Raw genomic sequence first — 24,866 nt, forward strand, 5'->3', positions numbered from 1 at the left:
ATCGCGCCCTATAGCAGCGCGAAGCCCAGCGCCTTGTTGACCGTATCGCGTACCACGCTCACCCCCGCGTTGATCGCCTGCTCCGCCGCGAGGATGCCGATCCCCTTCACCGCCAGCAACATGGTCCGCGAGGTATTCTTCTGGATGTCGAGCTTCAGCCGCGCCTCTTCCGCGTCAATGATGCCCGACGCGTAGAGCTCGCCGATCTGGCGGATCGAGATGGCGATCTTCTCGGCTTCGTTCTTCGCATAGATCGCGGCGGTCTTGCCGCCCCCGACCAGCACCGCTGCCATCGCATTGCCGATCTCTCCGGTCAGCGCCCCTACGTCGATCTGCGCCATCAATTTCCTCCCGGTGCCATGCCGCGCTGCTTGGCCTTTTCCAGCATCAGGATCGCGCCGGTCGACTGCGCGAGGCCATTGAAGTCGGGCTCGAGGATTTGCGCGCTCATGCACTGCTCGGTGCCCTGCCGCGTCTGCTCGCGCCGCTTATGCTCCGCCTCCAGCGCGCTGAGGCTGTCCTCGAGCAGGCCGACCATCTGGATGGTCTGGCTGTTCTGCGCGAACACGCCGACATGGACACGCAGGTCCTCGATATCGGCGTGCGCCTTGCGGTAGAAACCGGTCTGGCGCGAATAGACGCAATCGGGCGTGCCATAGCTGTAGAGCAGAGCCTGGCGCTCGGCCGAAAAGCTGCTCTGCAACGCCGAGACCATCTGCTCCGTCTGGCTGTCATAGGGCGCCATCAGGGTCACGGTACAGGCGCCGAGCGACAGCGCGGCCAGGCTCGCCACGATGCTGGCAAAACGTCGGCGACCCTGAGCCATTTAGCACCTCCCCGAATGTGCCGGAGCGCGACCTTATGGCGCGGCACCCGGGCTGTCGATGACAGCTACAGCCGGTCAGGTTGCAATCCGCCCGCTCACGCCCGGGCGCTTGGTCGGGCGGAAACGCGCTCATGCCAGGCGCGGAGATTCGCCTGATCCTCAGGGATCGCGATCCCGACAAAGCCGGCGAAGTCGACCACCGACAACAGCACGATATCCGCCATCGAATAGCTTTTCCCGTCCAGATAGTCCCGGTCCGCCAGCGCGCGGTCGAACTCGCGCATCGCGCCGGTCACGCGCGGCCGCTGGCTCTCGCCGAACTCGGTATATTGCGGCTTCACCACGCGTGCGGTGAAGGGATGGCAATGCGCCCACACCATCGACAGTGGCACCATCAGGCGCAGCTCGGCGCGGCGGGTCCACATATCGACCTCGGCCATGCCCTGCGGCCCCTCGCCGAACATCGGCGGTTCGGGGTGCATTGCCTCGAACAGGCGGCAGATCGACACGCTTTCCGTCAGCACGTCGCCATTGTCGAGCTTCAGCGCGGGGATTTGCCCCAGCGGATTCACCGCGAGGAAATCCGGCCCCTTATGCTCCCCCGCGACGATCGACAGGGTCTCGCTCGGCACGCTCAGTCCCTTTTCGGCGAGATAGATGCGCACCCGGCGCGGATTGGGCGCCGGATTCACCGCGTCGTAGAACAGCATCGGCATCCTCCTTTTTCGAAGATTGCGTATGGCATTTGCGGCGCGCCTCGCATAGCGGCGTCTCATGACAGCCGCTGATATGCTCGCGAGTGATTTCGCGACCCTGCCCGACCTGATCCGAGCGCATGCGACCGAGCAGGGCGGCAAGACCGCCCTTGCCGCGATCGAGGGCAGCATCGACTATGCGACGCTCGACGCGCTGATGGACCGGGTCGCCGCGGCGTTGCAGCGGGACGGCGTGGCGCAGGGCCAGGCGGTGGCGATCGTCGCGGCTTCGCGCATCGAGTATGGCGCGGTCTTTCTCGGCGCGCTCCGGGCCGGTTGCGTCGCCGCGCCACTCGCCCCGTCTTCCACGCCGGAATCGCTCGCCGCGATGATCGCCGATTGCGGGGCGCCGATCGTATTTGTCGACGACGAGGCCGCCGCAGCGCTGGCGGGCCGGGACATCACGGCAAAGGTCGTTCACTTCCCTTCGTTTGAAGACTGGCTCGCTCCCGAGGGTTCAAGCCCCTCCCCGGTCGCCATCGCGCCCGAAGACGGCTTCAACATCATCTATTCCTCCGGTACCACCGGCACGCCCAAGGGCATCGTGCAGAGCCACGCGATGCGCTGGGCGCATATCCATCGCAACGCCTCGGCCGGCTTCGGCGAGGCGGTGACGATGATCGCGACGCCGCTCTATTCCAACACGACATTGGTCAGTTTCCTGCCCACGCTCGGCTGGGGCGGCACCGCGGTGCTGATGACGAAATTCGACGCGCGCGGCTTTCTCGAGCTTGCCCAGGCCCATCGGGCGACTCACGCCATGCTCGTGCCGGTCCAGTATCAGCGGATCATGGCGCTGCCCGATTTCGGCGGTTTCGACCTGTCGTCCTTCCGGCTGAAGACCTGCACCAGCGCGCCCTTCTCCGCTGCGCTCAAGGCCGATGTCATCGCCCGCTGGCCCGGGCTCCTGGTCGAATATTACGGCATGACCGAAGGCGGCGGCACCTGCCTGCTGGTCGCCAACCAATATCCCGACAAACTCCACACCGTGGGCCGCCCGATCGAGGATCATGACATCCGCCTGATCGACGATGACGGCAACGAAGTGCCGCAGGGGGAGATGGGCGAAGTCGTCGGCCGCTCGCCGGCGATGATGACCGGCTATCACGGCCGCTCCGACGCGACGCGCTCGGCCGAATGGCTCGACGCCGAGGGGCGGCGCTATATCCGCCACGGCGATGTCGGCCGCTTCGACGCGGACGGCTTCCTGACCTTGCTCGATCGCAAGAAGGACCTGATCATCTCGGGCGGCTTCAACATCTATCCGACCGATCTCGAAGCCGTGCTGGCACAACACCCCGCCGTCGCTGATTGCAGCGTGATCGGCATGCCGTCCGACGCCTGGGGCGAGACGCCGGTCGGCTTCTATGTGCCGCATACCGGCGTGGATGCCGGCACTGCCGAGATCCTCGCCTGGACCAATGCCCGGCTCGGCAAGACCCAGCGCCTGTCCGCGCTCCACGCGATCGACGAACTGCCGCGCAGCGCGATCGGCAAGGTGCTGAAACGCGCGCTGCGCGATCGTCTCGCGGAGAAGACGCTGTGACCCCGATCGCCGACATCCTCGCCGCCGGCACGCCGATCGAGGGTGGATTCCGCACCAGCATCCCGGCCGACTGGCTGCAGGGCCGGACCAGCTATGGCGGCCTGTCCAGCGCGCTCGCGCTTCACGCGGCGCAGCGCATCGAGCCGGATCTGCCCCCGCTTCGCTCAGCCCAGATCGCCTTTATCGGCCCGCTCTCGGGCGCGGTGAGCGTCACCGCGACCAGGCTCCGCCGCGGCCGTAACGCCGCTTTCATCCAGGCCGATATCGTGTCGGACGCCGGCCTCGGCTTCCGCGCGACCTTCGTCTTCATGTCGGACCAGCCCTCGCGGATCGATCTCGATGGCCGGCTGCAAAGCGCCAGGCGCCCGCCCGCGCCTGATGCGACGCTCTATACCGGGCCCGACGAGTTCTTCACCGGCAACTTCAACTTCCTCGACCTGAAGGAAGAGGCGACGGGCGACGCGGAATGGCTGCGCTGGGCAAGGCTGCGCGCAGCCGAGGGGCTCGATCCGATGGTCCATGTGCTCGCCGTCGCCGATGCCCTGCCGCCCGCGGCATTCAAGCTGCTCGGCAAGCAGCCCGCCCCGATCAGCTCGCTGACCTGGATCGTGAACCTGCTCACCCCGGCACCCGCGACCACCGATGGCTGGTGGCTGCTCTCGGCGCAGTCGGATTATGCGCGCAACGGCTGTTCGAGCCAGGCGATGACGATCTGGAACGCCGACGGCCAGCCAATCGCCCAGGGCATGCAGAGCGTCGCGATCTTCGCGTGATTTTTCCTCCCCGGCACGGGGAGGAATTAAAGCTGCGACAAATTGCGACACTTTCGCGCTTCGCTGACATAGCCGCGCGACACCCGTGAGCGAAAACCCCGATCATAGCCGGCGGGACCGGGCAATCACTCGAAGGAACAAGGTATGCGTAACTATCTTCTCGCCCTCGCTCTGGCGGGCACTGCCATCAGCGGTGCCGCGTTCGCGGGGCAGAATGGCGGCGCCATGCGCGCCGACGCCGGCAAAATGGACACCAATGGGGACGGCACCATCTCGCGCGCCGAATTCATGGCACGATCGGATCAGCGCTTCGCCCGGCTCGACGCCAATGGCGATGGCGTGATCTCGGGCGACGAACTGCCCGGCCGCGGCCGGCTGGTGGCGGGCACCGACACGGACAAGGACGGCAAGATCACCAAAGCGGAATTTTCGGCCCAGGCGGCCGCGCGTTTCGCGAAGCTCGACGCCAACGGCGACGGCAAGATCTCGCCTGACGAAATGAAGGCGATGGGCGAGCGCATGCGCGAAGGCCGGGGCGGACGGGGCGGCGGCATGATGCCGCCGCCCGGCGCTCCGGGGGCCCCCGGCATGATGGGCCGCCACGGCGGTCATGGCGGGATGATGGCCCGTCTGGACACCGACCATGACGGCAGGATCAGCCATGCCGAGGCAATCGCCCAGGCCGAAGCGCGGTTCGCGAAGACGGATGCCAATCATGACGGCTTTATCGACAAGGCCGAGATGGAATCGGCGCGCGACAGAATGAAGCAGCACATGGGCAGGATGCGAGGCCATGGGTGGCATCGCCCCGGCGGCCCCGGCACGCCTCCCCCTCCGGGTGCCGACGCGCCCAAACCAGACGCCGGCCAGTAATTCCCCGACTGGCCTGGCTGCCGGGCGGGTTTTCCCCCTTGCCCGCCCGGCATGTTCCAAAGGCAACCGATCATGCTAGACGCCGACATCATGGGAGAAACGCCACACCTGCTGCTGGTCGATGACGAGCGCTCGATCCGCGAGCCGCTCGCGCAATATCTGACCAAGCAGGGTTTTCGCGTGACTCAGACGGGCGATGCCGAGGCAGCGCGCACGCGCCTTACGGCCTATGCGATCGATCTGGTCATCCTCGACATCATGATGCCGGGCGAGGACGGATTGAGCCTCTGCCGCCATATCCGCGAGACGAGCGAGACCCCCGTCATCCTGCTCACCGCGCGCAGCGAGGAGACCGACCGGATCGTCGGGCTGGAGATGGGCGCCGACGATTATGTCGTGAAGCCCTTCTCGCCGCGCGAACTGGCCGCCCGGGTCAAGGTGATCCTGCGCCGCGCCGCCGCCGGCGGCACGCGCCAGCACGCGCCCGACACCGGCTCCTTCGCCTTTTCCGGCTGGGTGCTGAAATCGGGCGAGCGCGCCCTGGTCGACCGCGAGGGCGTGTCGGTGCCGCTCTCGACTGGCGAATATAATCTGCTCCACGCGCTGGTGACTCGCCCGCGCCAGGTGCTGACGCGCGACCAGCTGCTCGACCTGACTCAGGGCCGCGAAGCCGCCGCGTTCGACCGCGCGATCGACAATCAGGTCAGCCGCCTGCGTCGCAAGATCGAGACCGATCCGAAGAATCCCGATCTGATCAAGACGGTCTGGGGCGGCGGCTACACGCTCGCCGCCGAAGTCACCCGCCTGTGAGGCATATCCGGCTGTGGCCGCGCAATCTTTCCGGGCAGATGGTGCTGCTGATCGCGATCGCGCTGTTCGTGGCGCAGGCGATCAACTTCGCGATCCAGCTGCAGGACCGGCGCGCCTCCCGCTACGATCAGGCCACCGGCCCCGCGGTCGCCCGCATCGTCGATGCGGTCGAGCGCAGCAATCGTGGCGGTCCCTTCGACGGTAGCCGTCGCGGCGTGCGCAAGGCCGACCTCTCGCCCGTCAACCCGGCAGGCGAGCATCAGCCGATCGTCGAGCAGGGATTGCGCACCGAACTGGCGGAAGCCGGGCTGAAAGTCGGGCGGATCGAAACTGAAGTCCGCGCGATTCACAAAGGCGATCGCCGATCGCGCCGCTGGGGTCCGCGTTTTTCGGAACGCATGGTCAAGATGGGTGGCGAGCTGGTCATCGCGGTCGAACAGCCCGGCAAGGGCTGGCTCGTGCTCAGCGCGCCATGGCCCCGCGCCGAAGCCTTTCTGGTCTGGCGTCTGATCTGGCAGACGCTGGTGCTGTACGCGATCATGCTGATCCCGGTGCTGTGGATCGGCCGGCGCATCTCGCAACCGCTGCGCAGCCTCGCCGCCGCCGCCCGCAATTTCATGCCCGGCGAAGTCGATGTGCCGGTCGAGGAACGCGGCCCGCAGGATCTGCGCGACGTGATCGCCGCGTTCAACGCGCTGCGCCTGCGCGTTTCGGCGATGCTCGACGAGAAGGACCGGATGCTCGGCGCGATCGGGCATGATCTGCGCACCCCGCTCGCCGCGCTGCGCGTGCGCATCGAATCGGTCGAGGACGATACCGACCGGCTGAAGATGGCCGACACGATCGAGGAGATGAACCGGACCCTCGACGACATCCTGTCGCTCGCCCGCCTCGGGCGGCCGAGCGAAGCGCTCACCGAGGTCGATCTGGCCGCCCTGGTCGATGCCGTGGTCGAGGATTTCCGCGATCTCGACCATGACGTGACCTTCGAGGAAGCCGACCGGCTGAGGATGCGGCTGCGCCCGTCGCTGATCCGGCGCGCGGTGCGCAATCTGATCGAGAATGCGGTCAAATATGGCGTATCAGCCGAAGTTCGGGTCGTGCCCGGCGACCGCGAGGTCTCGATCGTGGTCGCCGATCAGGGCCCGGGCATTCCGCCCGAACATCTCGGCGACGTGTTCGACGCCTTCACCCGGCTCGAGACGTCGCGCAACAAGGAGACGGGGGGCATCGGACTCGGCCTCGCGCTGGCCCGCGCCATCGTGCGCGAGGCGGGCGGCGACATCACGCTGGTCAACCGCCCGGAAGGCGGGCTTGACGCGACGATCACCCTGCCCCGGCGTTGACGGGCGCAAGCAGCGGCACGTCCCGCAACTCCTCGACGAGGTGATCGATGAACACCCGCACCCGGTGCGGCAGGATGCCGCCGCCGACATAGACCGCGCTGACCACTTCCATGTCGCCCGGATTAAACTCTTCGAGCAGCGCGACCAGCCGACCCGCCGCGATCATCTCCGCGACATGGAACAGCCCGATCCGGGCGATGCCGACGCCGGCCAGCGCCATCTGCCGCATCGTCTCGCCATTGTTGAGTTGCAGGCTGCCGGTCACCGGCTGGTCGATGATCCCCTCGTCGCAGCGGAACGGCCAGGTCGTGCGCGGTCGGCGGAAATTGAACGTCAGGCAATCATGCCGCGCCAGATCCCGCGGGTGCTCGGGCGTGCCGTGCCGCGCGAGATAGGCGGGGGACGCGGAGATCATCCGGCGGCTCTCGCCGAGCTTGCGCGCCATCAGCCCGGAGTCGGGCAGATTGCCCATGCGGATCGCCACATCGGTGCGCTCCGCCAGCAGGTCGACCACATCGTCGGTCAGGTTGAGATCGACCACTACCTGGGGGTGCTTCGCCAGGAAGGTCGCGACCGCCGGCGCGACGAACATCGTCCCGAACGGCAACGAGGCGCTGACCCGCAGCCTGCCGCGCACCGCCCCGCCCGATGCCTCCTGATCGGCATCGTTCAGTTCCTGCAGGATGCGCATCGCCGCGCGGTGATAGGCTTCGCCCTCGTCGGTCAGGCTCAGCGCCCGCGTCGTGCGCACCAGCAGGCGCGCGCCGAGCCGCTCCTCCAGCCGGGCGATCAGCTTGCTCACCGCCGACGGCGTCAGGTCGAGCGTGCGCGCCGCCGCGGAGAAGCCGCCCTCGGCGACGACCCGGACGAACACTTCCATCTCGCCTGATCGTTCCATCAGGATACGCGGCATTGGTGATTTCCAGTCACAGATGCTGATCTGCTTCAGGACATAGTAGAAACCAGGCGTCACGCCTAGATCACTTCCAACGAAACCCCGTGGAGACTCATCATGGACTTGGAACTCACCGACAAGATTGCCCTGGTAACCGGCGGCACCGGTGGCATCGGCCTTGAAATCGCCCGCTCGCTCTCGCTCGAGGGCGCCGTGGTGACCATCACCGGCCGCTCGCAGCAGAAGCTCGATGACGCGATCGCCGACATCAACGCCTCTGGCGGCAAGCCCGTCGCCGGCGTGATCGCCGACGTCGCGACCGCCGAGGGCGCCGCGGCGGTGACGGCGGCGCTGCCGACCGTCGACATCCTGATCAACAATCTCGGCATCTATGAAAGCAAGGCATTCGGCGACATCAGCGATGCCGACTGGGCTAACATCTTCGACGTCAACGTGCTGAGCGGCGTCCGCCTGTCGCGCGCCTATCTGCCCGCCATGCTGGAGCAGAACTGGGGCCGGATCATCTTCATCTCCAGCGAATCCGGCCTCGCCGTGCCGCAGGACATGATCCATTACGGCATGACCAAGACTGCCCAGCTCGCCATCGCCCGCGGCCTGTCGCAGCTGACGCGCGGCACCAACGTCACGGTCAATTCGGTGCTGCCGGGGCCGACCCGGTCGGACGGCGTCGTCGAATTCCTGCGCAGCCAGGCGTCCGATCCCGCGGCGCCGATCGACCAGATCGAAGCGGAATTCTTCCGCGACGCCCGCCCCTCCTCGATCATCCAGCGCATGATCGAAGCGAAGGAGATCGGCGACATGGTGGCCTATATCGCCAGCCCGCGTGCCTCCGCCACCAACGGCGCCTCGATCCGGGCCGAGGGTGGACTGGTCAACACGATCGCCTGACCTTCTTCTGCCCCCCTCCCGCTTGCGGGAGGGGTGGGGGGGAGGGCCTGTCCTCCCCCACTGAACTCCGCTTATGCGGACAAGCCCTCTCCTAACCCCTCCCGCAAGCGGGAGGGGAAGTGCTTCTAATATGCTGCGCTGCATGATAGTGGCGCCCGCATGCTGAATATCAACGGTATCACGGTGCGCCTCGGCGGGCGCACGATCCTCGACCGCGCGACGGCAACCTTGCCGCCGAAAAGCCGTGTCGGCCTGATCGGCCGCAACGGCGCGGGCAAGTCGACCCTGATGAAAGTGATGATCGGATCGATCGAGGCCGATGAGGGCGAGATCGAGATGCCGCGCAAGACGCGCATCGGCTATCTCAAGCAGGAAGCGCCGAGCGGAAAGACCACGCCGATCGAGACCGTGCTCGCCGCCGATACCGAGCGCGCGGCGCTGCTCAAGGAAGCGGAGGACTGCCACGATCCCGACCGGGTCGGCGAAATCCACGACCGGCTGATCGCGATCGACGCCTATACCGCCGAGGCGCGCGCCGCGCGCATCCTGGTCGGACTCGGCTTCGACGAGGAAATGCAGGGCCGCCCGATCGACAGCTATTCGGGCGGCTGGAAGATGCGCGTCGCGCTCGCCGCCCTGCTTTTCTCCGAACCAGACCTGCTGCTGCTCGACGAGCCCTCGAACCATCTCGATCTCGAAGCGACCCTGTGGCTCGAGAATTTCCTCAAGGCCTATCCGGCGATGATGGTCGTCATCAGCCATGAGCGCGACCTGCTCAACAATGTCGTCGACACCATCCTTCATCTCGAGGGCGGCAAGACGGTGATGTACACCGGCGGCTATGACAGCTTCGAGCAGCAGCGTGCCGAACGCGCGGCTCAGCTCGCCGCCGCCAAGGCATCGCAGGATGCGCAGCGCGCCAAGCTGCAGGACTATATCGCCCGCAACAGCGCGCGCGCCTCGACCGCGAAACAGGCCCAGTCGCGCCAGAAGATGCTCGCCAAGATGCAGCCGATCGCGGCGATGGCGGAGGATCCGACGCTGTCCTTCGACTTCCCCAGCCCGGAAGAGCTGCGCCCACCGCTCGTCACGCTCGACATGGCCGCGGTCGGCTATACCGAGGGCAATCCGATCCTGCGCCGCCTCAACCTGCGGCTCGATCCGGACGACCGCGTCGCGCTGCTCGGCCGCAACGGCAACGGCAAGACCACGCTTGCCCGCCTGCTCGCCGCGCAGCTCACCCCGATGGAAGGCGAGATGACCGCATCGGGCAAGATGCGCGTCGGCTATTTCACCCAGTATCAGGTGGAAGAGCTCGACACGACCGATACGCCGCTCGAACATATGACGCGGATGATGAAGGGCATGTCGCCCGCCGCGGTCCGCGCGCAGCTCGGCCGGTTCGGCTTTTCGGGGCAAAAGGCGACGACCAAGGTCGGCAGCCTGTCGGGCGGCGAGCGCGCGCGCCTCGCTTTGGCGCTGATCACCCGCGACGCGCCGCACATGCTGATCCTCGACGAGCCGACCAACCATCTGGATGTCGACGCGCGCGAGGCGCTGGTCCAGGCGCTCAACGCCTATGACGGCGCTGTGGTGATCGTCAGCCATGACCGCCACATGATCGAGCTGACCGCCGACCGGCTGGTGCTGGTCGATGGCGGCGCGGCGACCGAATATAATGGCAGCATGGAGGATTATATCGCCTTCGTGCTCTCCAGCGATGGTGCGACCGGCGGCGGCGGTGCCGCCAAGGCCAAGGTCAGCAAGAAGGACGAACGCCGCGCCAATGCCGAGGCACGCGAGAAGAGCGTCGCGCTGCGCAAGCGGGCGCACGAGGCGGAGGCGCTGGTCGCCAAGCTCTCCAAGCAGCGCAGCGCGATCGACCGGGCGATGTTCGATCCCTCGACCGCCGAGCCATGGCTGTCCAGGATGAACATGAGCGAGCTGATGAAGCAGCGCGCCGATGTCGCGGCGAAGCTCGAAGCGGCCGAAGCCGTGTGGCTGGCGATCAGCGAGGAACTGGAGACGGTGGAGGCCTGACCTTCGGGCCTGATCCCGAGCCGATCCTCGAAAAATTTGGTGCGGGCGGTCGGAATCGAACCGACACTCCTTTCGGAACCGGATTTTGAGTCCGGCGCGTCTACCAGTTTCACCACGCCCGCACGATCCCGGCAAGACCGGGAGAGCGCGCAGTTAGCCGGGCGCCGCCGCGATTTCAACCCGCGCGCTGCCGCACGCTGCGCTGGTGTCGTCGCCCGACCGGACACGCCCCGCCGCGCGACAAATTCCGCCGATCTCCGCTCATTTGGCGCAAGATGAAGTTTCGTTCATCTTTCTTTCAGATAGTTGGCCTCCCCGCCCAGAGATCAGCCTGAAAATACCAAGCAACCGGCAAGTGTCCGCGCAGAAGTGCCGAGAATTATGGTCGACCGGGCGCTATCGTCGTCGCCATCAACCTTGATCTGCACACGCGCCGTGCAGGCAGTAATATGCACCGGTTTGTGTCTGTGACGAACTCGCCATCATGCGGTGCAGAACAATTGTTGTATTGCTGTTGACGCCACCCGTAATCGCGCTAATGAGCAATATATCCAGTTTGGAGGTAATTATGGCTGACGACACTTCAGATCTCAACGCAACCGAGCTCGCGACCGAGCTGACCATTGCGTGGCTTGGCAATCCCAACAACCGGGTGTCCGCCGACGAAGTGCCGGCCTTCCTCCAGAAGATGCATGCCACCGTGACCGCACTCGCAAGCAGCGCCACAGAAGACGCGGCGCCCGAAGCTGCGACTGAGCATGTGCCCGCCGTGACCGTGCGCAAGTCGCTGGCGTCGAAGGATCACATCATCTCGCTGATCGACGGCAAGCCTTACAAGACTCTGCGCCGTCATCTGTCGGGCCATGGCCTGACCCCGGACGATTACCGTTCGCGCTACGGCCTCAAGGCGGATTATCCGATGGTCGCCGAGACCTATTCGGAGGCGCGCCGCGCCATGGCCAAGAAGATCGGCCTCGGCCGCAAGCCCGGCCCGCTCAAGGCTCCGGCCACCGCGTCCGATGCGCCGGCGGCTCCCAAGGCACCGCGCGGCCGGCCGAAAAAGACCGTTTGAGTTTTACCCGACGCGCTGAAAGGGCGGGCAACCACATGGTTGCCCGCCCTTTTCGTGTCACGGCTACAGATCGCGCAGCTCGAGCTTCGCCAGCAACCGCGCCAGATGGTCGGCCACCTCCTGCACCTTTTCCGCATGCGGCAGGCCGGCTTTGGCCCGGGGCGGCGATCCGGCGACCTCGACCAGGTTGAACGCCTCATTGGGGTCGTTCGCCAGATCGTACATCTCCCATTCCTGCGCCTCGCGGCCGGACGGATCGAAATAGCGCGCGAGCTTATAGTCCTTTGTCCGGACCGCGCGGACATGGTTGGGCTGCTTCACTGACCCCGGCTTGAGCGGGACCGGCCCCTTGCCGTCCTTGCCGCAGATCACTGACTCCACCACCTCCTGATAGACCGCGAACTCCTGATAGGAGCGTTTCTCGCTGGCGTTGCGGGAGGGCGCGAGCGGCGCGGTGATCTCGTCGTCGGTGATGAACAGCACGCCTTCGCGGATGTCCCCGTCCGGCTCGACCACGGGCATGTCGACCCGCGCGCCATCGACGGCGCCGGCGATGATCGGGGACAGGTCGACCCCCGGCAGCGGCGGCACCGGGCGGCTCATTGCCAGCTGCGCGGCGATCGCCTGCCGCTCGGTCGCGTCGACGCCGGCCAGGCCCAGCACCGTCGGCAGGATGTCGATATGGCTGGTCAGCGCATCGATCTGCGCCGGCTCCGCCCCCACGACATGAGGGTTGGCCGGCGCGCTGCCGCCGGGGAACTGCACCACCACCGGCACGTGCAGCGCCTCCTGATAGGCAGCGTGCCATTTTTCGATCATCATGCCGTGCGCGGCGCCATATTCGCCGTGATCCGCCAGGAAGATGACGATGGTGTTGTCGGCCTGGCCGGACTCCTCCAGCGCCTCCAGCACCGCGTTGATCTGCACGTCGACCGCGGCATGCAGCCAGGCATAGAGCTCGAGGAACTTGTGACAATTCTCCTCGGGTCCCGGGTCCTGCGCCAGCTGGAACGGGATGCAGCTCTTCAGCGAAAAGGCGACGGCCGCCGCCATCGCATTGTCGCCCGTCGGGGCGAGGCCCGCGGCCGAGGCAGCGCCGGCCACGCCCGCGACGATGTTGAACCCGCCCTTGGACGCCAGCGCGAGCCCGACCTTGTACGCCGCCTCGTGCTGGCAGCTCGGCTTGTCGGCGAGCGATTCATTCTGGGTCGGCGAGGGCTTGGTCGAATGCCGCGGGAAATCGTCCGGATTGAGCGGGATCTGGGTGGTGCCCGCGGCGGGCGGCAAGGTCGCGGCGCCCACTTCCGGCACGGTCAGCGGCCCGAAGATCGACTGGGTGCCGCTGCGACTGTCCGCATCGGGCAGCGCCTGCGCGATCACGCCGGGATAGGTCGCGATGTCGTGCGGGTTGGCGAAGGATGCGACCGCGAACCAGGGCGGAATGTCGGCAACCACGGGCCCGCTGCTCGTCGGATCCTGCGCCAGCATCGAGGCATAGGCGCGGTTGTAATTCGCGGCGAGGCCCTGGCGGCGAATGAAGTTGCTCGCGCTCCCGGCGAATTCGGCATCGCGATAGATGCCCAGATTATTGGCCTGCGCGCCGTGCGGCTCGGGATAGGATTCCTCCCAATCGTCGAAGCCGTAGCGCCTGAGCGAATGCTCGGGCGGGTTGGAGACATGCCATTTGCCGAAATAATGCGTCGAATAGCCCGCGGCACGCATCCAGGTGCCGAGCGTCGGGATGCCGTCCGCCGCGAGCCAGGGGAAGTTAGAGGAATCGCCGTTCTTGAACAGCCCGTCGGTCTGGGTGACGCCGGTCTTCGTGCCATATTGCCCGGTATAGATCACCGCGCGGCTGGGCGTGCAGGCGCTGGCGGCGATCGTGTGATTGCGCAGCACCGCCGCATTCCGGCGCAGCCTGAGCAGGCCGGGGAAGAATTTCGCATAGGGATTGGACTGGTGAATCTCCCCCTGAAAGCCGAGGATTTCCTTCAGCGGCTCGGCGAACCCGCCACCCGCCCCATAGGAAAAGCGCGGGAAGCGATACTGGTCGCAGGTGATCAGCAGGATATTGGGCCGGGGCGGCGGAGTCGGTGCCGGCGTCGGCGTGTCCGCGATGTTGGTGCCGTTCATGCCCGCCGTTCGGTTCGCGCTGCTCGCCATGTCCCGCTCCTCGTCAACGCGGATCGTCGATGCGTCCGCAGGACGCTTCATGCCACGACATCGCGACCTCGGGATTCCGAGTCGGAGCCGAAACGGTTATGACATTTTGGCGAAGCTGAACGGCGCTGGCCTATCCATCACATATCGCGACACTTTCGCGCTCGAAACGGCACAATTCCGCGACAGGCGGGTTCCACAACATCCACGGCGCCCGGCAAAGGGGCCATGGAGTCAAAAGGAGTTCGTAATGCGTAAGATACTGATCTCGATCGCGATGGCATCTGCCACGATGGCCGCCATGCCCGCCTCCGCCCAGGCCTGGCGGGTTCAGCCCGGGGTCCAGCGGGAGATCCAGAGCGACATCAACCAGCTGCAGAACCAGATCCAGCGCGCGCAGTTGCGCCACACCATTTCGCAGCGCGAGGCCGCCGGTCTGCGCCGCGACGCGACCAGGCTGCAGCGCACCTATAACGACTATCTGCGCGGCGGCCTGAACCGCGCCGAAGTAAGCGCGCTGCAGACTCAGGTGAACCGCATCCATGTCCGCCTGCGCCTCGAGCGCCGCGACTGGGACGGCCGCCGCGGTTGAGGCCATCCGCATCACCAGCCTGGAAGGGGCGTCACCGCGGTGGCGCCCCTTTTGTCATATCGGCTTGAACAAGGCCGTGAACGCCGCGCTGTTCTGCATCACCGTCCAGGCGGTCAGGTTGGACAACAGGTTCATCTGCACCGGAGTGCGCTGCGTCTTGAGCGTATCGTAATGCGGGAAATTCTCGGCGGTCAGCTCGAAGTCGATCCTGGCCTTCACGACGAAATCCTTGACCTCCTTGAACCAGGCTTCGGACATGCCGAGATACACCCATAGCACCGTCACGTCGCGCCCGGCATCGATGCCGAACCAGTCGTTCGCCACCGTGACGAGCTGCTGGGTGAAGATCGGCGCCATGTTCTCGTCGCCGCCCGTGCTCTGCCACAGGCCGTCGAGCAGCGGCTGGAAATCCGCGCTCGGAAAGATCTGGTTGAACCGGCGCAAATTGCTCGTCGGCGCCCCCGATAGCGGCGCATAGGGTGACGACGCGTTCCCATCATATTTCTGGAATCCGAACAGGGCGGACACGCTCTCGTCGATCGCGATATTGCCGTTCGAATCCTGGGTCAGCGCATTCTCGGTGTTGATGAAGGCGATGACGGTCGACACGTCGGGATAGAACAGCATCGAGGTGACGCCGCTATTGTCGAGCGATCCGCCATCGGCGAATTCCTGCTGCGCGAACCCGCCCGAGGATGGCGGCGTGCCGGGCGACCAATAATCATAAGTCGGGATCAGCCCGCTCAGCGCATCGATCCCGCCCAGCCGGCCCTTCACCGCGTCCATGCCGCCCGTCTCGGCCGTCTCGGCCAGGTCTTCCAGCGTGGCGGCGACGTCGGCCGCCGAATAGCCATGCTCGGCCAGGCTCGCCGCGGCGCTGTCCTTGTTGGCGCGCAGCGCGGCGGCGAAGCGATGGGACGATTGTGCCATTTTGGCGAGCTCGCTCTCCAGCGACGCGGCGAAGGCGGCGCTGCTCGTGCCCACGATATCCATCAGCGACCATTGCCCGCTCTGCTGGATCGTCGCGGTCCCGTCGCTCCCGCTCGATTCATAGGTCGAGTCGAAGCTGAACGATCCGATCGCGCCGCCGCCCACCGCCAGGCCATTGCCGTCGACGCCGCCGACCGGCGTCGGGAGGATGCCGGTCAGCACCGGGGTCGACTGCACCGGCACGAGCGCTTGCACTTGCTCGATGGGCAAGGTCACGAACATGCTCGCGACGCCGAGCAGATAGGGTCGCTGCTGTCCGGAGACCTGCGCGACCAGATAGGCTGGCACATCGGCCAGCGACGGGTTGGGCCCGGTCACCTGGCTGCCGAAGATCTGCGAATCGAGCGAGAACAGGGTGTTCGGCTGGAAATCCGACGCGACGGGAAACAGGCCATAGGGCTGGAGGAAATGCAGGCCCATCAGCGTCTGCCACAATTGGCTCGACGGCACGCCCTGGCTGCTCAGATAGACCGCCTTGGTGGCGAGATCGGGAAGCGAGAAGCCGCTCGACACCTGCCCGCCGAGCCATCCAGCCGGCGACGCGGTGATGATCCCGTCGGTAAGATTGGCGGGCTCGGTATAGCTGCCGAGGAATTGCGAATCGGAAAAGCTCGACGGCAGGAACGTGAAGGGAATGCCGACCCAGCCGCCGCCCGACACGGTCGACATCGCCAGGACCTGGCTGAACAGGCTGTCGCCCGCGGCCGTGGTCAGCGCCTCCAGCGCCTGGAGCTGCCCCATCGCCGCCCCCATCGCACGCGAGCCGCCGCCGCTGAGGCAGATGCCCACGCCGCCCGGATTGATCGGGCCCCCGGTGGCGCCGCCCGTGGACATTGCCGCCAGGACCCCGCTGGTCCGGTATACCGGCGTGACGAAGCTACCCGAAGTCTGATCGGACATGACAAATCTCCGCTGGAAATCGGCGGCAAAAAGATGCCCGGTCGCTGACTGAGTCAATCGGGCGGGATGCCAACTCGAACCGATCCGGGGAAGACTCTTTCGAGGAACTCCAACGCCTTGCCGACGCTTCGACCGCGTTGTCGCTTGGTCTCGCGAGGCTGGCACCTCTTGTAGGAGTTATGATCATATCGAAGGCGGACAAATGACCGCGAGGGCCGCGCAATCCCCCGACCTCCTCTCTTGCGATCCTATATGATCCCGTATACTTGTCCGACAATAAGACAGGGAGAGGAATATCATGAGGAAAGGCTTTGTTGCCGCGCTGCTGGCCTGCGCCTGTTTCGGGATGACGCCGGGCCTCGCCCAGTCACCCCCGCCCGCCCCCGCCGCCACGCTGACGATCCATGCCGATCAACCGGGGGCGAGGATCGACCGCCACATCTTCGGCCAGTTCGCCGAGCATCTCGGCACCGGCATCTATGGCGGCGTCTGGGTCGGCCCCAATTCGAAGATCCCCAACACCCGCGGCATGCGCAACGACGTCGTCGCCGCGCTGAAGGCGCTTCAGGTCCCCGTGGTGCGCTGGCCCGGCGGCTGCTTCGCCGACGAATATCATTGGCGCGAAGGCATCGGCCCGCGCGCGCAGCGTCCCACCAAGGTCAACACCCATTGGGGCGGCGTGACCGAGGACAATGCGTTCGGCACGCATGAATTCATGGATTTCGCCGAGCAGATCGGCTCCGAAGTCTATGTCTCGGGCAATGTCGGCAACGGCACGCCGGCGGAGATGGCCGAGTGGGTGGAATATATGACGGCGCCTGCCGGCAGCCTCGCCGATCTGCGCGCGAAGAACGGCCACAAGGCGCCGTGGAAGCTCGAATGGTTCGGCCTCGGCAATGAGCTATGGGGCTGCGGCGGCAATATGCGTCCCGAATATGCGGCCGATGTGACCAAGCGCTACTCGACCTTCGTCAAGCTGCCCCAGGGCACGAAGACGATGAAGATCGCCAGCGGCGCGACGCACAATGCGGAGCCCTGGGCGGAATATAACTGGACCGAAGTGATGATGCGCGAGGCCGCGAACGAGATCGATGGCACCGGCGTCCATTACTACACCTTCCCCAGCCGCCGTAACCCCAAGGGATCCGCCACCGATTTCGACGAGGAATCCTGGGCCCGCGTGCTCTCCAAGACCCTGCTGATGGACACATATCTCGACGGCCATGAGAAGATCATGGACAAATACGACCCCTCCGGGAAGAAGATCCTGGCGGTCGACGAATGGGGCACCTGGTACGATCCGACGCCGGGCAGCAATCCGGGCTTCCTGCAGCAGCAGAACACGCTGCGCGACGCGGTGGTCGCCGCGCTCAACATCAACATCTTCGCCAAGCATGCGAAGCGCGTGAAGATGGCGAACATCGCGCAGATGGTGAACGTGCTGCAGGCGATGATCCTGACCGACGGACCGAAGATGGTGCTGACCCCCACCTATCATGTGTTCGAGATGTACAAGCCGTTCCAGGACGCGACCTTCGTACCGATCGATCTCACGTCGAGCTGGTATAACAAGGATCAATGGGCGATCCCGTCAGTCAGTGCCTCGGCCGCGCGCGGCACCGACGGGCATCTCTACATTGCGCTGGTGAACGTCGATCCCAACCGCGCGGCCGCGGTTTCGGCGACGCTGGCCGGTGTCGCCGGCACCAGCGTCACCGGCCGCATCCTGACCGCGGCGACGATGCAGGCGCATAACGACTTCGCCGCGCCCGATGCGGTGAAACCGGCGGCATTCAACGGCGCGCGGCTCGAGGGCGGCGCGCTGAACGCCACCATCCCGGCCAAGTCAGTGGTGATGCTGAAGGTGCAATGAGGCGACAGGGGGCGTCATCGGGCGCCCCCTCATCGGTACAAGGGAGACATGTCGGCAGCCACCTTCGCGGGCCGGATGCCCTGCCTATCCGCAGATCTTGATGGCCTTGCCGAATCCGGAAGTCTTGAAGCTGACGCCGCTCACATCGGCAAGCACGACGAGTGCCCCGCTGCCGTTCATGCTTGAGTCCGCGAAGCGCCGTGCTTCCGTCAGGTCCGCCTCGCCCCGGCCGGTGGCCATGTCGTCCGTCACCCTGGCCTGCCCGTGCATATAATCGGTGCCGTACACCACGGTCCTGCCGCGCTCGACCGCCTGAGACTGGATCTCGCGCAGCACGCCGTCGACCTCGAACAAGCAAAAGCAAATATTGTTGCGATACTGAAACGTCAACGGAGACCGAAAAGAGTCACCATTTCAGCGGGTATCGCTTTTCACTTGGTCGTTGAAACGGAAGCCTGCGCGGGTGCGGGCGCCGATGCAGGTGTCGGCAGGGGCGCCGCGGCTTGCACGACCAACGGCTGCGTCTCAGCTACACCAGCGAAAGAAACGGGCACATCTTCGTCTATCGATCCCTTGACGATCGTGCCGGCGGGCATGCGCGCGCTTGTGCCAGTCATGAAGAAACCAGCGGGCAAGAAAACGATCGCCGAGACTGCGGCTGCACCGATACCTCCGGCCACGCCTTTGTCGTCCAACGTGCCCGCCAATCGGATTTGGCGGTCACCAAGACGCAGGTGCAGAAGGCGGATGTCGAAATGGCCCGATTTTCCCCACATCCCTTTGTTCGTTACGCTTGTCACTTCACCGACGCCGGGGGTGCCCACGGGAATAATGAGGTGTCCATCGAGCATCACAGGCTCTGTGGTTTCGATCTCGAACCTTTGACCAACCCGCAATGCCTTGTGCTTCGTGGTCAGCTCTGTGCGAAGGCGCACAGGAACTTCTGTGCCAATCCTTAACATCGGGCTGGTGGGACCGCCAATTACTACGGCCTGCTGAGCCGCAGCGTACGTTAGCGGCGCGCCAGTGACTAAAAGCGCCATGACCAGTGCATATTTTTTCATTTTGCATCCCCCCCTACTGGCTTGCCCCCAAGCCTTCATGCCAAAAGAGACGCATAAATAGTTTATGTCAACACCATCGCCTTGGCCGCTCAAATTACGCAAAATCGCCGTGATCAGCGCTTTACTTGCGGACACTTCGGCGTCGCCCCATCGCGGAACGGGCGACAAAGCACGCCGCCACATAGCTCAATTCCGCGGCGCCTGCCGCCGGTAACTCAGCGCCTCCGCCACATGGATGCGCCCCACCCCTTCGCTCCCCGCCAGATCGGCGATGGTCCGCGCCACGCGCAGGATGCGGGTATAGCCGCGCGCCGAGAGGCGCATCGCCTCCGATGCCTGGGCGAGCAGCTTGCGCCCCGCCTCGTCCGGCGTCGCGACCGCCTCGAGCAGCACCCCGTCGACCTCGGCATTGGTGCGGATCGGGTGGTCGGCATAGCGCGCCGTCTGCACCGCGCGCGCGGCGGCCACGCGCGCGGCGACCTCGGTCGATCCTTCCGCCGGCGGCGGCAGCACCAGGTCGGCGGCGCTCACCGCCTGCACCTCGACATGCAGGTCGATCCGGTCGAGCAGCGGCCCCGAAACCTTGGTCTGGTAATCCGCCGCGCACCGCGGCGCGCGCGAACAGGCGAGCGACGCGTCTCCCAGATGCCCGCAGCGGCAGGGATTCATGGCAGCGATGAGCTGGACGCGCGCCGGAAAGGTCACATGCGCATTGGCCCGCGCGACGCTCACCGTGCCCGTCTCCAGCGGCTGGCGCAACGAATCGAGCACCGCGCGCTGGAATTCCGGCAATTCGTCGAGGAACAACACGCCGAGATGCGCGAGGCTGACTTCCCCCGGCTTCACCTTCAGCCCGCCGCCGACCAGCGCCGCCATCGAGGCCGAATGATGCGGCGCGCGGAACGGCCGCGTGCGGGTCAGCCGCCCGCCGCTGAGCGTGCCGGCCACGCTCGCCACCATCGACACCTCCAGCGCCTCGGCCGCATCGAGCGGCGGCAATATGCCCGGCAGGCACGCCGCCATCAGCGATTTGCCCGCGCCCGGCGGCCCGACCATCACCATGTTGTGGCCGCCGGCGGCAGCGATCTCCAGCGCGCGTTTGGCGGTCTCCTGCCCCTTCACCTGCGCGAGATCGGGGCCGAACCCGGCTTCCTCGACCTCGCCGGGCTGTGGCGGGGAGAGCAGGCCATGTCCCTTGAAGTGGTTGAGCAACGCCAGCACGTCGGGCGCCGCCAGCACCTGCACCCCCGCCGCCCAGGCCGCTTCCGGTCCCTGCGCCGCCGGGCAGACCAGCCCCTTGCCTATCTCCGACGCGTGCAGCGCCGCGAGCAGCACGCCCGGCGACGGCGCGATCCGGCCGTCCAGGCTCAGTTCGCCGACCACGACATAGTCGGCCAGCGTCTCGGCATCGACCACGCCCATCGCGCCGAGCAATGCGAGCGCGATCGGCAGGTCGAAATGAGATCCCTCCTTGGGCAGGTCGGCCGGCGACAGGTTCACAACGATGCGCTTGGGCGGCAGCGACAGGCCCATCGCCGCGATGGCGCCGCGCACCCGCTCGCGGCTCTCCGCCACCGCCTTGTCGGCAAGCCCGACGACATTGAACGCGGGGAGGCCGGGGATCAGCTGGACCTGCACTTCGACGGCGCGCGCCTCGAGCCCGAGATACGCCACCGTCGATACGCTCGCGACCATATTGCCCCCGACTCCCCCCGAAGAGCGTTGGTCATACGCAATTTTGTCCGGGAAAGAACCGGTCGTGGCCAGGAATAGTGTCTTGTCAAACCAACACACCGCACCCACATCGCGTCCCATGCGCGCTTCACGTCACCCGACGATCCGCTTCGGTCTGTTCTGGCTGGGCGTCCTGTTGGTCATCGCGACGCCTCTTGTCGGCGTCATCCCCGGCCCCGGCGGCGTGTTCGTCTTCGCGGGCGGGCTGGCGCTGATGCTGCAAAACTCGCATTGGGCGAAACGCCAGTTCGTTCATGGCAAGCGCCGCTGGCCCAGACTCGGCCATTATGCCGATATGGGCCTGCGCCGCGCGAGCGCGCGGCGGCGCCGCGAACGGGACCGCGAGTCCCTGGAACGTTGACTAAGCCGCACTCTTTGCCTAAGGGCACCCGCTACGAGGCCGTCCGCGTGGCGGCCCTTTTCTATTCAGACGACCAGGGAATGAACGATGAAGCGGACCTTTCAGCCGAGCAATCTGGTGCGCGCGCGCCGGCACGGTTTCCGGTCGCGGATGGCGACTCCGGGCGGCCGCAACGTGATTCGCGCTCGCCGCAATCGCGGCCGCAAGAAGCTGTCGGCCTGACCACCCTTCGCATCCGCCGCGATTTTCTCGCGGCGAATGCGGGAAAACGCGCGCCGATGCCGGGCTTTGTCCTGCTGGTGCGCGATCGTGACGACGGCGATCCGTCGATGCGAATCGGGTACACCGTCACCAAGAAGATCGGCAATGCGGTCGTGCGTAACCGCATGAAGCGGCGCCTGCGCGCGCTCGCTCGCGATCTGCTGCCCGAATCGGGCATTCGCGGCGCGGACCATGTGCTGATCGGGCGGAACGGCGGCATCGACCGCGACTTCGCCCAGTTGCGGGCGGATCTCGCCAAGGCGCTGACCAAGGTGGCGCGGTGACCGGCCCCACCCCAGCCGTCATGCTGAACTTGTTTCAGCATCCAAGCGCGGCCACTCGCCTCAGGAGCGTCGCCCAGGGCTCAGATGACCGCGCCTGGACCCTGAAACAAGTTCAGGGTGACGAAGAAGAAGGCGGGCAACCATGCTGACCCGCCTCCTCATCGCTCTGGTCCGCGGGTGGCAACTCGGCCCATCCGTCATCCTCCCGCCGAGCTGCCGTTACCAGCCCAGCTGTTCCGCCTATGCAATCACTGCCCTTCGCCGCTATGGCGCGCTGAAGGGCGGGTGGCTGGCGGCAAAGCGGATCGGACGGTGCCATCCCTGGGGCGGGTTCGGTCACGATCCGGTTCCCTGAATCAATGCCTCACCAGACGCCCATCATGAGCGGGACATCACTCACGTGAATAACGACAACAAGAATTTCATCCTGTTCGCGGTGTTCGCCGCGCTGATCCTGTTCGGCTGGCCGATCGTGACGTCGAAATTCTTCCCGGCGGCCAACCCGCCCGTGACGAAGATCGAGAAGGGCAAGGCGACCGTCGTCGCGAATCCCGGCGCAAGCCCGGTGGCAAACAGCAGCGCCGCGACGCGCGACCGCAGGGTCGTGCTGGCGGAATCGCCGCGCGTGCTGGTCGAAACCCCGGAACTGAAAGGGTCGATCAACCTGAAGGGCGCGCGAATCGACGATCTGGTGCTGGTCAAGTACAAGGAAACGATCGACAAGAACTCCCCGCCGATCCGGCTCCTGTCGCCGTCCGGAACCAAGGATGCCTATTTCGCGGGCTTCGGCTGGACGGGCGATGGCGTCGCCGTGCCCGGTGCCGATACCGTCTTCACTGCCAGCGCGCCGACCCTGAGCCCGGGCAAGCCGGTGACGCTCAGCTGGACCAACCCGACCGGTCAGACCTTCGTGATCCGCGTCGCGGTCGACGAGAAGTTCATGTTCACCACCGATCAGTCGGTCATGAACGCTGGCGCTGGTGCCGTGAAGGTCGCGCCCTACGCCTTGGTATCGCGCGCCGGCCCGGGTGCTGATGTGGATACCTGGACCAACCATATCGGGCCGATCGGCACCTTCGGCAACGGCACGACCTACGACATCACCTACGACAATCTGCACGGCAAGGAGCCAGGCTTCTTCGGCAAGATCTTTGGCAATAGCGGCCGCCCGGGCGACAATTATTTCGACACCACGGGCGGCTGGGCCGGCTTCGGCGACAAATATTGGCTGGCGGCGCTGATCCCCGATCAGAAGGCGTCGGTCCATTCCGGCTTCCGCGCTGCGACCCCCGGCACCAATTTCCAGGCCGATGTGTCGCGCGCGCCGGCGATCATCCCGCCCGGTTCGCAGATGAACACGACCACTCATCTGTTCACGGGTGCGAAGGAAGTGAACACGCTCGATCGTTATGAGGACAACCTCAAGATCCGCCATCTCGGCAAGGCGATCGACTGGGGCTGGTTCGAAATCGTCGAAAAGCCGATCTTCAAATATCTCGACTGGCTGTTCCGCATGGTCGGCAATTTCGGCCTGGCGATCATCCTGCTGACGGTCACCATCCGGGGCCTGATGTTCCCGATCGCCCAGCGCCAGTTCGCCTCCATGGCCAATATGCGCGCGATCCAGCCCAGGATGAAGGCGCTGCAGGAGAAGCACAAGGACGACAAGACGCGCCAGCAGCAGGAGATCATGGCGCTGTACAAGGCGGAGAAGGTCAATCCGCTCGCGGGCTGCCTGCCGACCTTCCTGCAGATCCCGATCTTCTACGCGCTGTACAAGGTGCTGCTGCTCACGATCGAAATGCGCCACCAGCCGTTCGTGCTGTGGATCAAGGATCTGTCGGCGCCCGATCCGGCGACCATCCTCAACCTGTTCGGCTATCTGCCCTTCACCGTGCCGCATTTCCTGGCGATCGGCGTGATCCCGGTGCTGCTCGGCATCTCGATGTATTTCCAGTTCAAGCTGAACCCGGCCCCGATGGACGAAGCGCAAAAGCAGGTTTTCGCGCTGATGCCCTGGGTGCTGATGTTCGTGATGGCGCCGTTCGCGGTCGGCCTGCAGATCTACTGGATCACGTCCAACACCCTCACCATCCTCCAGCAGCGCCTGCTCTATGCGCGGCATCCGGGGATGAAAGAGGCGATCGCGAAATAACCCATGGCTGATCCCTTCACTCCCGAAATGATCGAGGCCGCGCGAAAGACCTTCGCCGGCCCGGTCGCCTTCCTGAAATCGGCGCCCAAGCTGGAATTCCTGCCGGACGCGACCGTGCCCGAGGTTGCCTTCGCGGGCCGCTCCAACGTGGGCAAGTCGTCACTGCTCAACGCGCTGACCGGCCGCAACGCGCTCGCCCGCACGTCGAACACGCCTGGCCGCACCCAGGAGCTCAACTTCTTCGACGTGGGCGATCCCCTCGCCTTCCGGCTGGTCGACATGCCCGGTTACGGCTTCGCCAAGGCGCCCAAGGACGTCGTCAAGAAATGGCGCTTCCTGGTGAACGACTTCCTGCGCGGTCGGCAGGAACTGAAGCGCGCGCTGGTGCTGATCGACGCCCGCCACGGCATCAAGGACGTTGACCGCGAGATCCTCGAGATGCTCGACAAGGCCGCGGTCAGCTATCGCATCGTCCTGACCAAGGCCGACAAGATCAAGCCGAGCGAGCTCGCCGAGGTCGCCGCGCAGACCGCCGAGGAAGTGCGCAAGCGCCCCGCCGCGCATCCGGATATCCTGGAGACGTCGAGCGAGACCGGCCTCGGCATTCCCGAGCTGCGTGCTGCGGTAATCGAAGCGATCGGCTAGAA

At 65.9% G+C, this 24,866-nt stretch carries 25 protein-coding genes and 1 tRNA gene; 16 read left to right on the top strand and 10 right to left on the bottom strand.

The annotated features are described in order from the left end of the window. Positions 1–8: 8 nt before the first annotated feature. From ACZ1I2_RS21050 to ACZ1I2_RS21060, 3 genes are all read right to left on the bottom strand, one after another. Positions 9–341 carry a hypothetical protein gene (locus ACZ1I2_RS21050; RefSeq protein WP_465175956.1) on the bottom strand — a complete coding sequence of 111 codons (333 nt, stop codon included), beginning with the start codon at positions 339–341 and terminating at the stop codon, positions 9–11. Continuing rightward, positions 341–826, bottom strand: a complete 486-nt coding sequence (locus tag ACZ1I2_RS21055; RefSeq protein WP_465172232.1) for a hypothetical protein — start codon at positions 824–826, stop codon at positions 341–343. The genes ACZ1I2_RS21050 and ACZ1I2_RS21055 overlap by 1 nt, the downstream gene beginning before the upstream one ends. Before the next feature lie 95 nt (positions 827–921). Continuing rightward, positions 922–1,536: a glutathione S-transferase family protein gene (locus tag ACZ1I2_RS21060; protein WP_465172231.1), complete on the bottom strand. Its 615-nt coding sequence runs from the start codon at positions 1,534–1,536 to the stop codon at positions 922–924. Positions 1,537–1,600: 64 nt separating this feature from the next. Here ACZ1I2_RS21060 and ACZ1I2_RS21065 point away from each other — a divergent pair, with 64 nt between their 5' ends. From ACZ1I2_RS21065 to ACZ1I2_RS21085, 5 genes are all read left to right on the top strand, one after another. Next, complete coding sequence (locus ACZ1I2_RS21065; protein ID WP_465175955.1) at positions 1,601–3,127, top strand: class I adenylate-forming enzyme family protein; 1,527 nt, start codon at positions 1,601–1,603, stop codon at positions 3,125–3,127. Beyond that, on the top strand, positions 3,124–3,900 hold the full coding sequence (locus ACZ1I2_RS21070; RefSeq protein WP_465175954.1) for a thioesterase family protein: 777 nt from the start codon (positions 3,124–3,126) through the stop codon (positions 3,898–3,900). Before ACZ1I2_RS21065 ends, ACZ1I2_RS21070 begins: the two co-directional genes overlap by 4 nt. A 144-nt stretch (positions 3,901–4,044) precedes the next feature. Further along, positions 4,045–4,773 carry a hypothetical protein gene (locus ACZ1I2_RS21075; RefSeq protein WP_465175953.1) on the top strand — a complete coding sequence of 243 codons (729 nt, stop codon included), beginning with the start codon at positions 4,045–4,047 and terminating at the stop codon, positions 4,771–4,773. Positions 4,774–4,863: 90 nt separating this feature from the next. Then, positions 4,864–5,583: a response regulator gene (locus ACZ1I2_RS21080; protein WP_465173881.1), complete on the top strand. Its 720-nt coding sequence runs from the start codon at positions 4,864–4,866 to the stop codon at positions 5,581–5,583. 38 nt (positions 5,584–5,621) lie between these two features. Next, complete coding sequence (locus tag ACZ1I2_RS21085) at positions 5,622–6,929, top strand: sensor histidine kinase (protein ID WP_465172227.1); 1,308 nt, start codon at positions 5,622–5,624, stop codon at positions 6,927–6,929. Here ACZ1I2_RS21085 and ACZ1I2_RS21090 read toward each other — a convergent pair. Then, positions 6,910–7,842, bottom strand: a complete 933-nt coding sequence (locus ACZ1I2_RS21090; RefSeq protein ID WP_465175952.1) for a LysR family transcriptional regulator — start codon at positions 7,840–7,842, stop codon at positions 6,910–6,912. The genes ACZ1I2_RS21085 and ACZ1I2_RS21090 overlap by 20 nt on opposite strands. Positions 7,843–7,941: 99 nt before the next feature. On the opposite strand from ACZ1I2_RS21090, the gene ACZ1I2_RS21095 reads away from it, so the two are divergent. After that, complete coding sequence (locus ACZ1I2_RS21095; protein WP_465175951.1) at positions 7,942–8,733, top strand: SDR family NAD(P)-dependent oxidoreductase; 792 nt, start codon at positions 7,942–7,944, stop codon at positions 8,731–8,733. A gap of 159 nt (positions 8,734–8,892) precedes the next feature. Continuing rightward, positions 8,893–10,773, top strand: coding sequence for an ABC-F family ATP-binding cassette domain-containing protein (locus tag ACZ1I2_RS21100; protein WP_465175950.1), 1,881 nt, complete (start codon positions 8,893–8,895; stop codon positions 10,771–10,773). A 37-nt stretch (positions 10,774–10,810) separates the two neighbouring features. On the opposite strand, the gene ACZ1I2_RS21105 is transcribed toward ACZ1I2_RS21100, so the two are convergent. Further along, positions 10,811–10,895 (bottom strand) — tRNA-Leu (locus ACZ1I2_RS21105). Positions 10,896–11,341: 446 nt separating this feature from the next. On the opposite strand from ACZ1I2_RS21105, the gene ACZ1I2_RS21110 reads away from it, so the two are divergent. After that, positions 11,342–11,845, top strand: coding sequence for a Ros/MucR family transcriptional regulator (locus tag ACZ1I2_RS21110; protein ID WP_465172223.1), 504 nt, complete (start codon positions 11,342–11,344; stop codon positions 11,843–11,845). Between the two features lie 63 nt (positions 11,846–11,908). Here ACZ1I2_RS21110 and ACZ1I2_RS21115 read toward each other — a convergent pair whose 3' ends face one another. Continuing rightward, positions 11,909–14,059: a sulfatase-like hydrolase/transferase gene (locus ACZ1I2_RS21115; RefSeq protein WP_465172222.1), complete on the bottom strand. Its 2,151-nt coding sequence runs from the start codon at positions 14,057–14,059 to the stop codon at positions 11,909–11,911. Positions 14,060–14,255: 196 nt separating this feature from the next. Here ACZ1I2_RS21115 and ACZ1I2_RS21120 point away from each other — a divergent pair, with 196 nt between their 5' ends. Continuing rightward, positions 14,256–14,597, top strand: coding sequence for a hypothetical protein (locus ACZ1I2_RS21120; protein ID WP_465172221.1), 342 nt, complete (start codon positions 14,256–14,258; stop codon positions 14,595–14,597). 54 nt (positions 14,598–14,651) lie between these two features. Here the strand turns inward: ACZ1I2_RS21120 and ACZ1I2_RS21125 are convergent, their stop codons facing one another. Continuing rightward, a complete protein-coding gene (locus tag ACZ1I2_RS21125) occupies positions 14,652–16,487 on the bottom strand; it encodes a hypothetical protein (RefSeq protein WP_465175949.1) in 1,836 nt (611 codons plus the stop codon). Between the two features lie 298 nt (positions 16,488–16,785). On the opposite strand from ACZ1I2_RS21125, the gene ACZ1I2_RS21130 reads away from it, so the two are divergent. Beyond that, positions 16,786–18,360 (top strand): alpha-N-arabinofuranosidase, encoded by a 1,575-nt coding sequence (locus tag ACZ1I2_RS21130; protein WP_465175948.1) that lies wholly within the window; start codon positions 16,786–16,788, stop codon positions 18,358–18,360. Between the two features lie 84 nt (positions 18,361–18,444). Here the strand turns inward: ACZ1I2_RS21130 and ACZ1I2_RS21135 are convergent, their stop codons facing one another. From ACZ1I2_RS21135 to ACZ1I2_RS21145, 3 genes are all read right to left on the bottom strand, one after another. Continuing rightward, positions 18,445–18,714 (bottom strand): hypothetical protein, encoded by a 270-nt coding sequence (locus tag ACZ1I2_RS21135; RefSeq protein WP_465175947.1) that lies wholly within the window; start codon positions 18,712–18,714, stop codon positions 18,445–18,447. Positions 18,715–18,791: 77 nt separating this feature from the next. Continuing rightward, positions 18,792–19,424: a hypothetical protein gene (locus tag ACZ1I2_RS21140; protein WP_465175946.1), complete on the bottom strand. Its 633-nt coding sequence runs from the start codon at positions 19,422–19,424 to the stop codon at positions 18,792–18,794. 186 nt (positions 19,425–19,610) lie between these two features. After that, positions 19,611–21,119: a YifB family Mg chelatase-like AAA ATPase gene (locus tag ACZ1I2_RS21145; protein WP_465175945.1), complete on the bottom strand. Its 1,509-nt coding sequence runs from the start codon at positions 21,117–21,119 to the stop codon at positions 19,611–19,613. 118 nt (positions 21,120–21,237) lie between these two features. Here ACZ1I2_RS21145 and ACZ1I2_RS21150 point away from each other — a divergent pair, with 118 nt between their 5' ends. The 6 genes from ACZ1I2_RS21150 to yihA all read left to right on the top strand — a co-directional run bounded on the left by ACZ1I2_RS21150 (position 21,238) and on the right by yihA (position 24,864). Continuing rightward, positions 21,238–21,519 carry a hypothetical protein gene (locus ACZ1I2_RS21150; protein ID WP_465175944.1) on the top strand — a complete coding sequence of 94 codons (282 nt, stop codon included), beginning with the start codon at positions 21,238–21,240 and terminating at the stop codon, positions 21,517–21,519. An 87-nt stretch (positions 21,520–21,606) separates the two neighbouring features. After that, positions 21,607–21,741 (top strand): 50S ribosomal protein L34, encoded by a 135-nt coding sequence (gene rpmH / locus ACZ1I2_RS21155; protein ID WP_010162954.1) that lies wholly within the window; start codon positions 21,607–21,609, stop codon positions 21,739–21,741. A 56-nt stretch (positions 21,742–21,797) separates the two neighbouring features. Next, positions 21,798–22,064 (top strand): ribonuclease P protein component, encoded by a 267-nt coding sequence (gene rnpA / locus ACZ1I2_RS21160; RefSeq protein WP_465181523.1) that lies wholly within the window; start codon positions 21,798–21,800, stop codon positions 22,062–22,064. A 142-nt stretch (positions 22,065–22,206) separates the two neighbouring features. Then, positions 22,207–22,419, top strand: coding sequence for a membrane protein insertion efficiency factor YidD (gene yidD, locus ACZ1I2_RS21165; RefSeq protein ID WP_465175943.1), 213 nt, complete (start codon positions 22,207–22,209; stop codon positions 22,417–22,419). A 45-nt stretch (positions 22,420–22,464) separates the two neighbouring features. After that, entirely contained in the window at positions 22,465–24,219 is a 1,755-nt protein-coding gene (yidC, locus tag ACZ1I2_RS21170; RefSeq protein WP_465172214.1) for a membrane protein insertase YidC, read from the top strand. A 3-nt stretch (positions 24,220–24,222) separates the two neighbouring features. Further along, a complete protein-coding gene (gene yihA / locus ACZ1I2_RS21175; RefSeq protein WP_465172213.1) occupies positions 24,223–24,864 on the top strand; it encodes a ribosome biogenesis GTP-binding protein YihA/YsxC in 642 nt (213 codons plus the stop codon). Positions 24,865–24,866 lie beyond the last annotated feature (2 nt).

The sequence above is a fragment of the Sphingomonas sp. BL-S-29 genome (assembly GCF_055521495.1).

Excerpts from the sequence above, each read along its gene's own strand:
- ACZ1I2_RS21050 (WP_465175956.1), bottom strand. The coding sequence starts at position 341 with ATGGCGCAGATCGACGTAGGGGCGCTGACCGGAGAGATCGGCAATGCG.
- ACZ1I2_RS21055 (WP_465172232.1), bottom strand. The coding sequence starts at position 826 with ATGGCTCAGGGTCGCCGACGTTTTGCCAGCATCGTGGCGAGCCTGGCC.
- ACZ1I2_RS21060 (WP_465172231.1), bottom strand. The coding sequence starts at position 1,536 with ATGCTGTTCTACGACGCGGTGAATCCGGCGCCCAATCCGCGCCGGGTG.
- ACZ1I2_RS21065 (WP_465175955.1), top strand. The coding sequence starts at position 1,601 with ATGACAGCCGCTGATATGCTCGCGAGTGATTTCGCGACCCTGCCCGAC.
- ACZ1I2_RS21075 (WP_465175953.1), top strand. The coding sequence starts at position 4,045 with ATGCGTAACTATCTTCTCGCCCTCGCTCTGGCGGGCACTGCCATCAGC.
- ACZ1I2_RS21080 (WP_465173881.1), top strand. The coding sequence starts at position 4,864 with ATGGGAGAAACGCCACACCTGCTGCTGGTCGATGACGAGCGCTCGATC.
- ACZ1I2_RS21085 (WP_465172227.1), top strand. The coding sequence starts at position 5,622 with ATGGTGCTGCTGATCGCGATCGCGCTGTTCGTGGCGCAGGCGATCAAC.
- ACZ1I2_RS21090 (WP_465175952.1), bottom strand. The coding sequence starts at position 7,842 with ATGCCGCGTATCCTGATGGAACGATCAGGCGAGATGGAAGTGTTCGTC.
- ACZ1I2_RS21095 (WP_465175951.1), top strand. The coding sequence starts at position 7,942 with ATGGACTTGGAACTCACCGACAAGATTGCCCTGGTAACCGGCGGCACC.
- ACZ1I2_RS21100 (WP_465175950.1), top strand. The coding sequence starts at position 8,893 with ATGCTGAATATCAACGGTATCACGGTGCGCCTCGGCGGGCGCACGATC.
- ACZ1I2_RS21110 (WP_465172223.1), top strand. The coding sequence starts at position 11,342 with ATGGCTGACGACACTTCAGATCTCAACGCAACCGAGCTCGCGACCGAG.
- ACZ1I2_RS21115 (WP_465172222.1), bottom strand. The coding sequence starts at position 14,059 with ATGAAGCGTCCTGCGGACGCATCGACGATCCGCGTTGACGAGGAGCGG.
- ACZ1I2_RS21120 (WP_465172221.1), top strand. The coding sequence starts at position 14,256 with ATGCGTAAGATACTGATCTCGATCGCGATGGCATCTGCCACGATGGCC.
- ACZ1I2_RS21125 (WP_465175949.1), bottom strand. The coding sequence starts at position 16,487 with ATGTCCGATCAGACTTCGGGTAGCTTCGTCACGCCGGTATACCGGACC.
- ACZ1I2_RS21130 (WP_465175948.1), top strand. The coding sequence starts at position 16,786 with ATGAGGAAAGGCTTTGTTGCCGCGCTGCTGGCCTGCGCCTGTTTCGGG.
- ACZ1I2_RS21140 (WP_465175946.1), bottom strand. The coding sequence starts at position 19,424 with ATGAAAAAATATGCACTGGTCATGGCGCTTTTAGTCACTGGCGCGCCG.
- ACZ1I2_RS21145 (WP_465175945.1), bottom strand. The coding sequence starts at position 21,119 with ATGGTCGCGAGCGTATCGACGGTGGCGTATCTCGGGCTCGAGGCGCGC.
- ACZ1I2_RS21150 (WP_465175944.1), top strand. The coding sequence starts at position 21,238 with ATGCGCGCTTCACGTCACCCGACGATCCGCTTCGGTCTGTTCTGGCTG.
- rpmH (WP_010162954.1), top strand. The coding sequence starts at position 21,607 with ATGAAGCGGACCTTTCAGCCGAGCAATCTGGTGCGCGCGCGCCGGCAC.
- rnpA (WP_465181523.1), top strand. The coding sequence starts at position 21,798 with ATGCCGGGCTTTGTCCTGCTGGTGCGCGATCGTGACGACGGCGATCCG.
- yidD (WP_465175943.1), top strand. The coding sequence starts at position 22,207 with ATGCTGACCCGCCTCCTCATCGCTCTGGTCCGCGGGTGGCAACTCGGC.
- yihA (WP_465172213.1), top strand. The coding sequence starts at position 24,223 with ATGGCTGATCCCTTCACTCCCGAAATGATCGAGGCCGCGCGAAAGACC.